Source organism: Vreelandella sp. H-I2, from assembly GCF_052959335.1.
This window is the reverse complement of the sequence record NZ_JBRAMC010000002.1, coordinates 37,643-50,519: the sequence shown is the minus strand read 5'-3', so window position 1 is coordinate 50,519 and position 12,877 is coordinate 37,643. Positions and strand designations below refer to the sequence as shown.

Genomic DNA, 12,877 nt, shown 5'->3' with positions numbered 1-12,877 from the left:
CGGCAACCGGTCTACTTTACCGGCTCGATGAGGTTATTTACAGCGAGACGTAGGGCTTTCACTGCATCATTATGAGCATTCGATAAGGCTCTATTTTGTAACGCCCAGGCCGCTACTTGTCGAAGCGACTGCTGCTGCATTTCCGTTAAGGCATAGCGGCTGGCTTCACGCGCCAACGCTTGCAAAGCCGGGCGAGCAAGGACCGGATCGCGATGCGCGGTCGCCACATCTTCGATGTCCTGCCAATCACGCGCGCTAAGCGGAATGCTCGGCATCTGCTCTAGCAGCAATACAACCAACGAGGCGGGCAATGCTTTTAATTCAAACGCCAACAGGCTAGGGAGGGCTGCCTGAAAGCGCTCGCAGAGATCAGCAAGCACCGCTTCGCCCTGTGTATTTAGCGCCTTTGCCACCATCACGGCAAACTCACCGGTCGATGCCTCGCGAGTAATGCCTAAGCGCACCGGCGAAAAGCCTAGTGCCAGCCAAAAACGCAGCAGCGACGCCTCAGCACCAAAGGTTGCGCCATAAAGCGCGATCCCCTGCTGCTTTGCAGTGGCCATATCATCATGCAGCAGTGCTTGACCTAGCCCCTGGCGTCGACGCTCGGGGTGGGTAGCGATACGCACCACTCGGCGCCAGCGCGCAGTCAACGCGTCACGACTACCGGCATGCGTTGCCAGCGACTGGGCCAATAGATGACCCTGTGGGCGACGTTCACCGCGGGCGACTTGATTGGCCAGCACGGCCTCAAAACCGCCTTCCTCTTGAGTGACCAAGACCGCCTGAGGCTCATTCCGCTGTTCGACCATTCGCAGTGCCGTACCGGGGCCGTCGAGCAACTGGCGCAGGTCGTTGGGGGTAGTGCGGTAGTGGGACTGCACCAACAACCCAAACAGCTTTTCCAGTGCGGTATCATCCTTGGCAAGCCAAGCACGATCAATCGTTTCTGTCGCTCCTGTGTTTTCTGTCGCCACCGTGTTTTCTTGTCGCTGCGCGATAGGCAGCGATGCTTTTAACAGCAGCAGTTGATTGACTACCGCTTCCAGCGGGTCGCCACGGTGCCAACGGACCGGCGCAACAAGCACTAGCGCCTTCCATTGGGGCGTCAGCTGATCAAGGGTTGCGCGAAAGCGCAGCGCGAACCCTCGCCCTGAGCCCTCATAGCCATGCACGGTGGTGGCAAAGGCAATACGCGGGAAAACGGTCAGCCACTGTCCCAGCAAGGCGGCGGGTATCGCCGCCGCCTCATCAACCATTAAATAACTGCCGTCGCCGCCCTGCTGCTGTGCATTGATCTGCTTGGTTAAGCGATCAGGCGGCAAAAAAATCAGCTCACTGCCCTGGGCCAGCACAAAGTGGCCTGGGCCAACGCGACGGCCATCCGGGCAGAGCGCTGCTACCCGCTCAAACACGCTCTCCACCGAACTCAGCCGCGGTGCGGTGAGCACTATTCGTTGGGCTTTTTTCATTAGCAGCCGTGCGCAGGCGATACCTAACGCCGCGCTTTTGCCACGCCCACGATCGGCGGTTATTACCAATGGGCGGCGGCGCTTTAAGCCAACTAGCTGTTTCACTGCGTAGGCTTGATCAGCGGTCAGGCAGTCGTTATCGCCACTTTCAGTTTCATCTGCGTTGCACAAAGTCAGTCGAGGCAGATTCAGCCTCTGGCCAGCGTACCAGCGTACTATTTGAGTTGAAGTCTTCAATTGGCGTGCTAAGCGCGCCAAGTAGTGGCAGGTGAGGTCTGACCAGTGCCAGGGATAATCGGCAAAACGGGCGCAGTCTGGATCGGGCGCCTCTCCCCATGGCTGCGGTGTGATAAGTACCAACAAGCCACCCGCGGTGACCGTACCCGCCAGGGCTCCCAATGCTTCCGGGTCAAACCCAGTGTCATGGGTCTCCAACACCACCAGTTGATGTTCTGCGCCCAGGCGCATGCGCGCTTTACGTGGCGAAAGCAGCGGCGAGAGCGGCGCATTTTCATCGCCCACCCACAAGGGTGCCTGCCAAGCGTAGGCCTGCCACAGCGCCTTTGCTAATGCCCGACACTGCGCAGCATCGCCGCTTAACCATACCAATTGGCGCCAGCGGCGGCGGGCTAAACGTTGCGCGTGATGCGTTAGCGCTACCACCCTGCGCCGTTGTTGACGGCTGTCTAGCTCACGGTCCTCTAGCACGCCGCCTCTTCCCCTGCTCGACTGTTTCCCATTACGTCACCTCATTAAGCGTTGCGATGTGCCTCTGGCAGCAAGGCCTTTGCTTACAACTTTGGTTTAATAATTTAACCACTTTCAACGTTTTTATGCTGCTTGACCGCTCATACTGGTGCTCATTAGTGCTTTCAAGTGATTGTTTAAAAAGAAATACAATAGTTTAGTAGTCAAAACCAAAGCGACAATTCCTTACATTACTGATATTGCGCTGCAGCGGTGTTGCTGTGCTAGTTTAGCTCTGCAGTGCTTAACACCCTTTGTTTACGTAAACGTAACCCAGCAACACTGCACTTTCCTGACTTCAGGTAACCAACACTAATAACGCCACACGCCAAACCAGGAAATACACCATGAAAAAAATGACCAAATTCGCTCTCACCGGCCTCGCCGCTGGTATCGCCTTCGCTGCCTTCACGTCCACCGCCCAAGCACAAGAAGAGTGGACAATGACCTCCACCTGGCCGGAAAACCTTGATCTGATCAAGATTGATCAGCACTGGGTGGAACTGGTCAATAAGCTGGCTGGCGAAGAACTCCAGATCAATTTCCGCGCAGGCGGCACCCTGATGCCGGGTACTGAAGTTTTTGATGCCACTGAAACAGGTAGCATTGAAGCCGCCGGCGACTGGCCAGGCTATTGGGCAGGCTTGAACCCGGCATTTTCACCGCTCGCCACCACGACCAGTTTGTTTAATGGCGTCGACTACCTTAACTGGATTCAGCAATGGGGGGGCCGCGAACTCTATGAGGAAATCTATGGCCAGTTCAACATGGTCTATCTTCCCTACGGCATTACCAATAACGAATCTGGCTTTATGGGACGCACCCCGATTGAGAGCATTGCTGACTTAGAAGGCAAGCGTCTGCGTCTCTCGGGTCGCGACCAAGGTCGTGTGCTGGAAGAACTCGGCGGCTCTCAAGTCACCCTCGCTGGCGGTGAAGTCTACCAAGCGATTGAACGTGGCGTCATTGATGCGGGTGAGTTCTCGACCCCGGGCGTTGATTTTAATGCTGGCTTTGCCGAGGTGGCCGATTACTGGGCAACCCCCGGCTGGCACCAATCGGCAAGCGTATTTGGGGTCATGATCAATAAAGATGCCTGGGACGCGCTCTCCGAAGAGACCCAAGAAACCTTGCGTATTGCGGCAGACGCCACCATGGCATGGTCACTAGCCTGGTCTGAGCGCCAATCCACCGAAGCCACCCAAAAGTTCATTGATGCAGGTGTCACGATCAATCAGTTCTCCGAAGAGGACCTGGCGCGCATTCAGGAAGTCACCAATGAGGTCATTCTACGCGGTGCTTGCGAAGCTCCCGACCACGCCAAGGTCTACCAATCCATGGTGGCCTATCTTGAGCACTATGCGACGTGGCGCGATGTTTCCGCTCCTTACAACATGAGCCGCGTGATGGATAATCTGCCCTCATTGGAAGAGATCGAAGCCTGTTTGTAAGGCGTGTCTGTGCCGCCTCGGTTTTACCGGGGCGGTTTTTTTGTGATGACCGCGGAGATCTTCCATGAATGCGATTGCCAAGGCGATCGATGCCATCAATGAAGCCTTTGGGCGAGTCATCGCCCCATTGATTGCCATCATTACCCTGATTGTACTTTACGATATTGCGTCACGCTTTCTGTTTGGGCGCCCCAGCGATTGGGCTTTTGATGTTACCAAAATGCTCTTTGGCGCCCACTTTATGCTGATGGCGGCTTATGGTTTACGCCATCACGCCCACGTAGAAGTCGACGTATTAAAACGTTTGCTATCACGTAAAAAGCAAGCCTTGTTTGAAGTGCTCGGTTACCTGATTTTCTTTGTTCCCTTTATCTGGATGTTGATCACCCTGGGTTGGAGCTTCTTTGAACGCTCATTAAGCCGCGGTGAAACCACTTATGGCATGGTTTCAATCCCGGTCTATCCGATTAAAGGCGTCATTGTGGTCGCTGCTGTACTGATTTTGCTACAGGCAATTGCCATTGTGCTGCGTGCCATCATGCAGCTTCGCGAGGAGACATCAGCATGAACTTAAGCCCTGAAATGCTCACGCTGGTGATGTTTGGCGGTCTGATGGTGGGCCTGTTTATGGGCCATCCGCTGGCATTTGTACTCGGTGGTGTCGCCGTTATTGGCGCCTTTCTTGGCCCTGGCGAGCGAATCCTCGGTACGTTGATTAATAATATTTTCGGTAACGCCATGGACAATTATGTACTGGTGGCGATACCGCTGTTCATTTTAATGGCGAGGTTCTTAAACGACTCCGGCGTGACTGAAAAGATGTTTGATGCCATGCGTCTGCTGCTAGCGAATCTACGCGGTGGTTTGGCGCTTACCGTGGTGATCGTGTCAGTTTTGCTGGCGGCCACCACCGGTATCGTCGGTGCCTCGATTGCGGTAATGGGCATGATCGCCCTGGTGCCCATGCTCAAGTATGGCTACAACAAAGAGCTTAGCGCAGGGGTCATTATGGCGAGTGGCTGTCTGGGCATTTTGATTCCGCCCAGCATCATGCTGATTCTGATGGCCAGCTATTCGCCGGTATCCGTGGGCGCCTTGTTTGCAGGTGCGTTAATCCCCGGCTTACTGCTCGGTGTCATGTATGCGCTCTACGTATTGATTATCTGCTATATCAAACCGCACTACGGCCCCAAAGTGCCAGCGGAAGAGCGTGCTGAGGTCAGCACTAAGCAACTGCTTATCATGTTGGCAAAGTACGTGGTTCCGCCAATGTCATTAATCCTTGGGGTACTGGGCGCACTATTTACCGGCATTGCCACAGCCACTGAAGCATCTGCTATTGGCGTATTTATCGCCTTTATCCTGTTTTTGATCTTTGGTGATCGCAAAATAAGCACCTGCTTCTGGACGATGATCGAAGCGGGCAAAACCACCACGATGGTGATGTTGGTCCTCGTCGGCGCTACTGCTTTTACCGGTGTTTTTTCTCGCGGCGGTGGCATGAGTGTGATCAGCGAGCTGGTGCTGGCAATGCCTGGCGGCACCGTGGGGGCATTGATTCTGATGCTGTTTCTGGTATTTGTCCTGGGCATGTTCCTGGACTGGACCGGCATTGTACTGCTGAGCTTCCCGATCATGCTGCCCATCGTCGAGACCATGGGCGTCGATATGCTGTGGTTTGTGGTGATGGTGGCAGTGGTACTGCAGACATCGTTCCTTACCCCACCCTTCGGTTATGCCTTGTTCTACCTGAAAGGCGTGGCGCCCCCTGGGGTGGAAATCGTCGACCTGTATAAAGCGGTAGTGCCCTTCGTCGCGTTGATATTGTTGGCGTGTACGCTAATGGCCTTCTTCCCGTGGCTGATTACCGGTCTGCCGAGCATGATGCTGGGTTACTAGAGCTTTCTCCTGCCCCGACTTCAGGCTTAACCTACCACCATTACGGCCCGCTCCGGCGGGCTTACTTTTACACTGCCGACAAGCCTGCAAAGCTGCAGCAGTGCAATGCCAATGCTACTATTCACGCCCGTTATTATTTCGCATTGAGTGCACTACGCCACTTTCCGCTGCTGCTTTCCGTCAATGCAAGGAGTGTTCGTTTGTTCAGATCGGGCTATCGCGGGCTATTCACCGCCGCCTCTTCGCTTGGCCGAGGCGCGAGCCCCTGGTCGATTGCCCTGATCGCAGTGGCGCTCGTCGTAGCGCTGCCTGTGCTGGTGGTATTTGCCCATATCGCGATGCCTACCGATGGCGTGTGGCAACACTTGGCCAGCACCGTACTTGGCCGCTATTTGAACAACACCTTCTGGCTCGTTGTGACCGTAGGACTCGGCACGCTTATCATTGGTACTGGGACGGCCTGGCTGGTGGTGATGTGCCGTTTTCCCGGCAAACGATTATTCGAGTGGGCGCTACTGCTGCCGTTAGCAGTACCCACCTACGTCATCGCCTACGCCTATACGGATTTTTTGCAGTTTGCCGGGCCGTTACAAAGCCTGCTGCGCGAAACGTTTGGCTGGGAGTACGGCGACTACTACTTTCCCAATATTCGTTCCCTCGGTGGCGCCGCGACGGTCATTACGCTGGTGCTCTACCCCTATGTCTACCTGCTGGCCCGCGCCTCATTTTTAGAGCAGTCAGTGTGCGTACTGGATGTGGGCCGCACGCTTGGGCGCGGCCCCTGGAAGCTGTTCGCCAGTGTCGCTGTGCCACTGGCACGCCCGGCGCTAGTGGGCGGGGTGTCATTAGTGTTGATGGAAACGCTTAACGAGTTTGGTGCCGTTCAGTTCTTTGGCGTCGATACCTTTACCACCGGGATCTATCGCACCTGGTTCGGCATGGGAGAGCAGGTCGCGGCGGCGCAACTGGCCGCTTGCCTGCTGACCTTCGTGATTGTGTTAGTGCTTCTGGAACGCTGGTCGCGAGGCAAGCGCCGCTACTTTCATACCACCAATCGCTATCAGCAGTTGCCCGAGTACGTGCTGCATGGCTGGCGCTCGTCGGCAGCAACGCTGGCTTGTTTAGTCCCGGTGCTAATAGGCTTTTTACTGCCCAGCGGCATTCTGCTTAATTTAGCGTTGCAAGGTGGTGATTCACTATGGGGCTCGCGCTTTATCGGCTACGCCTGGAACAGCCTGGGGCTGGCAACTGTGGCTTCGCTGATTGCCGTGGGCTTGGCAGTGGTCCTGAGCTATGGGGTACGCATGCACGATACCGGTTTCGCCCGAGTGGCTTCCCGGGTCGCCTCCATGGGCTATGCGATTCCGGGCTCGGTGGTCGCGGTGGGCATTTTGATTCCGTTTACCTGGCTGGATAACGCTCTTAACACATGGTTCAACCATCACTATGGCTACATTATTGGCCTGGTATTTAGCGGGACGGCGTTTATTTTGCTCTACGCTTATGTCGTGCGCTTTTTGGCCGTTTCGTTCAATGCGGTCGAAGCCAGCTTAGGCAAAGTAACACCAAGCATGGATGCCGCCTCACGTACGTTGGGCCAAACGGCAGGCGGCACGTTGCGCCATATTCATACCCCAATGATGCGTAGCAGCCTGCTGGCAGCGGGGATTTTGGTCTTTGTCGATGTCATGAAAGAGCTGCCCGCGACGATTATTCTACGCCCCTTCAACTTCGACACCTTAGCCGTTCGGGCACATAACTTGGCCTCTGACGAACGATTGGCCGAGGCTTCGACCTCGTCGCTGGCGATAGTGGTGGTGGGGATTCTACCGGTCATTCTGCTCAGTATGGCCATGCGCCGCTCACGCCCTGGCGCTAAACCGTAAAGCACAAGCCTTAAAGCCCAAGCCTTAAAGCCCAAGCCTTAAAGCCCAAGCCTTAAAGCCCAAGCTTTAAATTCTGATCCCTATGCCGTAAGTGGGAAGACAAACACTTGGGAAAGATCGAGGTGAATATCCACCGGCTGGTCTTCTGCGGGTAAAAACACCCCCGGTACCCGGGCGTGCAAGTGAGCCTCAAGGCCGTTTTCACCATGGGCGCACAAGTGTAATAGGCTAGTACGCCCAAGCAGCTTTGCCATCACCACATGGCTATGGCGATGAACCTCGGCAGGCAGATCTCGTTCAACAATACGCAACGCTTCAGGGCGAATCATTATCAGCGCATCGCTGCCCTCGGCTAACCCAGCAGCAGGCACCCGCCCCACCGGCGTGCTCACCGCGCCATTGCGCACCTGTCCCTGCAGCTCATTGACATCGCCGAAAAAGGTCACCACAAAGGGGTCTTGCGGTGAGCAGTAAAGCTCTCGCGGGGTTCCCGTTTGCACAATCCGCCCATCACGCATTAACGCGATACGATCGGCCATAAACATGGCTTCTTCAGGGTCATGAGTGACTAACAGCGTGGCCGCACCCACCTTTTTCAGTACGTGCAGGGTATCGTCGCGGATACGATCGCGCAGGCGTGCGTCAAGGCTTGAAAACGGCTCATCCAAGAGCATTAGCCGCGGGGACGGCGCCAACGCCCGTGCCAGGGCCACCCGTTGCTGCTGGCCACCCGAGAGCATATGCGGGTAAACATCGGTATATCCGGCCATGCCCAGTTGCTCAAGCAACTGCTTGGCCCGTTCGCGACGCTGGCCTGAGGTTAAATGCTTAAGTCCAAAAGTAACGTTTTCCAGTACGGTCAGATGGGGAAAAAGCGCTGAATCTTGAAACGCCAGCCCGACATTGCGCTTTTCGGGTGGCACATGGCGCTGGCCTGGTGTGGCAATATAAACATCTTCTAATGCCACGCTGCCCTCTTGTAGTACTTCTAATCCCGCCGCAATTCGCAATAGCGTGGTCTTACCACATCCAGAGGGGCCCAGCAGGCAAACCACTTCACCTGGAGCAACGTTTAAATCTACCCCTTTGACGACCGCATGACCGTCGTAGGCATGGCGAACATTGTGAAGGCTCAGTGCTGTTGCACTGGGCGCTTCTGGGGTGATTTTGAGGGTTGCTGTCATACATCACCTTTGTTAAGTGCCACGGCCCAGGTGAGCAAATAACACCTGTAAAAACCTAAACGCGGATTCAGTACATTTGAAAGTTGTTTGCATTCTATTTTTTATCGCGTAGAGATGCACGCTTAGTCAGTTTCGTTGAATGCGTCTGGTTAGCATTCAACTTGACCTCAACGCTGATACACGCTTGAATGCTAAACTTGTAAATGTAAATTATTATCAAATAACGCCGGAGTTGACGGTTATGAAAAAGGCACGCCTAACGCTATCAATCGCCGCCATTATGGCAGGCTCAGCTGTTGCAGGTACCAGCATGGCTGATGAGCTTAACCTTTACTCTGCACGCCATTACGATTCTGACGAACGTCTTTATGATGCCTTCACCGAAGAGACCGGCATTGAAGTCAATATCCTTGAAGGTGACTCTGACCAGTTGATCGAACGCATTCAGCGTGAAGGCGTTGCCAGCCCAGCTGACGTCATGCTTACCGTGGACGCAGGCCGCCTGTGGCGCGCAGAAGAAGAAGGCATTTTCCAAAGCGTCGAGTCCGATGTTCTCAATGAGCGACTACCCGAATCCATGCGCCACCCTGACGGCCTGTGGTTTGGCTTTAGCCAGCGTGCACGGGCGATTTATTACAACCGCGACAATGTTGATCCAAGCCAGATCACAAGCTACGAAGACCTCGCCGATCGGCAGTTTGAAGGCAAAGTATGCATCCGCTCTTCCAACAATATTTACAACCAATCATTGCTGGCTGCGATGATTGAGCACCACGGTGAAGAGGGTGCTGAAGAGTGGGCTCAGGGCGTTGTCAATAACATGGCGCGTGCCCCGGAAGGTGGCGATACCGACCAAATTCTAGGCGTTGCCAGCGGTGAGTGCGATATCGCAGTCGCGAACCACTACTACTATGTTCGCCTGCTGAAGTCAGACGACGACGCCGAACGCGAAGCCGCCCGTAAAGTCGGCATTATTTTCCCCAACCAAGACGGTCGTGGCACCCACGTTAACGTGGGCGGTGCTGGGGTTGTTGAAGGCGCGCCTAACCGCGAAAACGCCGTGCGTTTCCTTGAGTACTTGGCGTCAGACACAGCGCAGGAGATCTTTGCCTCCGGCAACAACGAGTTCCCAGTGGTTGATGGCATCAAGAAAGACCCGGTGCTGGAATCCTGGGGCAACTTCAAAACGGATGACGTCAACATCAGCGTACTGGGTGAAAATAACCCTGAAGCGATCCGTATCTTTGACCGCGTTGGCTGGCGTTAAACAGCGACGCTAACGATCGCGCCTAACCCAACCCCGCAGCCTGGTGGCCGCGGGGTTTTCGTTTAACTAAAGGATTGCATAGTGCGTTAGTGCGCCTCGTCCCAGTTGACGCCGCTCTCCGCTTCCACAATTAGCGGCACTTTCAGCTCAGCCGCGCCCTGCATGCGCTTTTGCACCTGCTCAATAAACGCCTCGACCTGCTTCTCGGCCACCTCAAACACAAGCTCATCGTGTACCTGCATCACCATCAGTGCGTCGAACTCGCCTTCCGCTAGCCATGCATCCACATCAATCATCGCCTGCTTGATGATATCAGCCGCCGTGCCCTGCATCGGCGCGTTAATGGCAGTGCGCTCGGCGCCTTGGCGACGGTTGCGGTTTTGTGACTGAATCTCAGGCAGATATAAACGCCGACCCAGCACGGTTTCGACAAAGCCATCTTGAGCTGCCTGGGTGCGAATACGCTCCATATAGCGGGCAACACCGGGGTAGCGGTCAAAGTAGCGGTCAATGTAAGTCTGGGCCTGGTTACGTTCGATACGCAGCTGACGCGACAGCCCCCAGGCACTCATGCCATAGATGAGCCCGAAATTGATCGCTTTGGCGCTGCGTCGCTGATCACCCGACACTTTATCAAGCGAGGTGCCAAAGACCTCTGCCGCAGTGGCCGTGTGAATATCACGCCCTTCGGCAAATGCCTCCAGCAGCCCTTTATCTTCGGAGAGATGCGCCATAATGCGCAGCTCAATTTGCGAGTAGTCAGCCGCAACAATGCAGTAGCCAGGGCGAGCGATAAACGCCTGACGAATTTTGCGCCCCTCTTCGGTACGAATCGGAATGTTTTGTAAGTTCGGGTCCGATGATGACAGGCGCCCGGTAGCAGTGACCGCCTGGTGATAGCTGGTATGCACCCGTCCAGTGGCTTTATTGAGCAGCCGCGGCAGCTTGTCGGTGTAGGTGGACTTCAGCTTGGCAAGGCCACGGTGCTGCATAATCACTTTGGGCAACGGGTAATCCAACGCCAGCTCTTCCAGCACCCCTTCCGCGGTGGAGGGCGCGCCTTTGGGGGTCTTTTTAAGCACCGGAACTTTCTGTTCTTCAAATAGAATCTGGCCGAGCTGCCTGGGTGAACCCAAATTGAACTCGCGTCCGGCTAGCTCATACGCCTCGCGCTCCAGTTCACGAATACGCTGCTCTAATTGCTGGCTCTGTTCGTGCAAGCGTTCGGCATCTACGGCGACGCCGTTGCGTTCAATACGCGAGAGCACTTTGATGAGCGGTAACTCGATATGATCAAGTACTTCCGCCAAGCGCCCTTCGCTCTCGATCTGGGGGCGCAGCGTTTGCTGCAACCGCAAGGTGATATCGACATCCTCACAGGCATAAGGCGCCGCTTGTTCCAAGGCTATTTGATTAAACGTCAGTTGCTTGGCGCCCTTACCGGCGATCTCTTCAAAGGAGATGGTTTTTTCGCCCAAGTACCTCAGCGCTAGCGAATCCATATCATGGCGAGTGATGGTAGAGTTGAGCACATAGGAGGCCAGCATGGTGTCTGCAAACGGGCCGACAACAGCAATCTCGTAGTTAGCCAGTACCGAAATATCGTATTTGAGATTTTGGCCAATCTTGGTTTTGCTCGGGTCTTCCAATAGCGGTTTTAATGCCGCCAATACCGCTTTTCGATCAAGCTGCTGCGGCGCATCCAGATAGTCGTGACCCACAGGGATATAGGCAGCCTCCCCCGCTTCCAGCGACACACCGATGCCGACAATTTCCGCATCCATGTAGTTGAGGCTGGTGGTTTCCAGGTCGAAGCAAAAGCGCTCAGAGGTTTGAAGACGTTCAAGCCAGCGATCAAAGTCTGCTTGGTCTAAAATGACGTGATCTTCGCGAACAGACGATTTAGTAGAAGCGCCCGAATCCTCGGGCTCGCTCCCAGCTTCATCGGCGCTAGCGGGGGCTGGCGTGCCACTTTTAACGTCATCGACACCTTCGTCTTTGCCTTCCAGCAGCTCGCCCAGCCACTGGCGGAACTCCATCTCTTTATACAGCACAACCAGCGCTTCGCGGTCCGGATGAGCAATATCCAAGTCATCCAAGCCTACGGGTAAGTCGCAGTCGACCTTAATGGTTGCCAACTGATAGGAAAGAAATGCCTGTTCGCGATGCTCTTCAAGCTTCTTGGATAAGGTTTTTGCCCCCCGGAAGGTCAGCGTTTTTACCCGCTCCAAGTCACCGTAGATAGTGCTCAAACCGCCGCCCATACCCTGCAACAGGCCAATAGCGGTTTTTTCACCCACGCCGGGCACCCCGGGAATGTTATCCACCTTGTCTCCCATCAGGGCGAGAAAATCGATAATCAGCGCGGGCGGCAAGCCGAACTTCTTCTCCACACCTGCTTCGTCGAGGGTTTCATCCTTCATGGTGTTAACCAGCGTGATATGGGCATTGACCAGCTGCGCCATGTCCTTATCGCCGGTAGAGATCACCGCGTCACGCCCCGCTTGGGTGGCGTGGTGTGCCAATGTGCCAATCACATCGTCCGCCTCTACGCCTTCAACACACAACAATGGCAAACCTAGCGCTTTCACACAGGCGTGCAGCGGAGCGATTTGGCTACGCAGGTCATCGGGCATGGGTGGGCGATGTGATTTGTAGTCGCTGTACATGTCATCACGAAAGGTTTTGCCCGGCGCGTCGAACACTACGGCCATCGGGCTTTGCGGGTAATCCTTAATCAGCCGCTTGAGCATATTTAACACGCCCTTCACCGCACCGGTTGGCTGACCATTGGAGGTCATTAACGGTGGCAGCGCATGAAACGCACGGTAAAGATACGAGGAGCCATCGACGAGAACAATCGGAGCGCGAGCCATAACCAAGTTCCATTGTTGAAAAAACATTGTTGAATAACATTGCTTAAAAGAGTTGATCACATGATACGCGTTGCGCAAGCTGCCTGCAGAACCAA

At 55.1% G+C, this 12,877-nt stretch carries 8 protein-coding genes; 5 read left to right on the top strand and 3 right to left on the bottom strand.

Annotation, left to right across the window (positions count from 1 at the left end; translation table 11 throughout):
* Nucleotides 1-11: 11 nt before the first annotated feature.
* Complete coding sequence (locus ACUVOF_RS04815; protein WP_447043277.1) at nt 12-2,180, bottom strand: tRNA(Met) cytidine acetyltransferase TmcA; 2,169 nt, start codon at nt 2,178-2,180, stop codon at nt 12-14.
* 386 nt (nt 2,181-2,566) lie between these two features.
* Between ACUVOF_RS04815 and dctP the strand changes: the two genes are divergently transcribed.
* The 4 genes from dctP (at nt 2,567) to ACUVOF_RS04795 (ending at nt 7,455) form a co-directional block, all read left to right on the top strand.
* Complete coding sequence (dctP, locus tag ACUVOF_RS04810; RefSeq protein WP_447043276.1) at nt 2,567-3,670, top strand: TRAP transporter substrate-binding protein DctP; 1,104 nt, start codon at nt 2,567-2,569, stop codon at nt 3,668-3,670.
* A gap of 64 nt (nt 3,671-3,734) precedes the next feature.
* Nucleotides 3,735-4,238, top strand: a complete 504-nt coding sequence (locus ACUVOF_RS04805) for a TRAP transporter small permease subunit (RefSeq protein ID WP_447043275.1) — start codon at nt 3,735-3,737, stop codon at nt 4,236-4,238.
* A complete protein-coding gene (locus ACUVOF_RS04800) occupies nt 4,235-5,569 on the top strand; it encodes a TRAP transporter large permease (RefSeq protein ID WP_113268952.1) in 1,335 nt (444 codons plus the stop codon). Before ACUVOF_RS04805 ends, ACUVOF_RS04800 begins: the two co-directional genes overlap by 4 nt.
* 200 nt (nt 5,570-5,769) lie before the next feature.
* Complete coding sequence (locus ACUVOF_RS04795) at nt 5,770-7,455, top strand: ABC transporter permease (RefSeq protein ID WP_447043782.1); 1,686 nt, start codon at nt 5,770-5,772, stop codon at nt 7,453-7,455.
* Between the two features lie 80 nt (nt 7,456-7,535).
* Here ACUVOF_RS04795 and ACUVOF_RS04790 read toward each other — a convergent pair whose 3' ends face one another.
* Nucleotides 7,536-8,639: an ABC transporter ATP-binding protein gene (locus ACUVOF_RS04790; RefSeq protein ID WP_447043274.1), complete on the bottom strand. Its 1,104-nt coding sequence runs from the start codon at nt 8,637-8,639 to the stop codon at nt 7,536-7,538.
* A 241-nt stretch (nt 8,640-8,880) separates the two neighbouring features.
* On the opposite strand from ACUVOF_RS04790, the gene ACUVOF_RS04785 reads away from it, so the two are divergent.
* A complete protein-coding gene (locus tag ACUVOF_RS04785) occupies nt 8,881-9,906 on the top strand; it encodes a Fe(3+) ABC transporter substrate-binding protein (protein WP_447043273.1) in 1,026 nt (341 codons plus the stop codon).
* Between the two features lie 86 nt (nt 9,907-9,992).
* Here ACUVOF_RS04785 and polA read toward each other — a convergent pair whose 3' ends face one another.
* The gene (gene polA / locus ACUVOF_RS04780) at nt 9,993-12,782 is read right to left on the bottom strand and encodes a DNA polymerase I (RefSeq protein WP_447043272.1); all 2,790 of its coding nucleotides are present in this window, start codon (nt 12,780-12,782) and stop codon (nt 9,993-9,995) included.
* Nucleotides 12,783-12,877 lie beyond the last annotated feature (95 nt).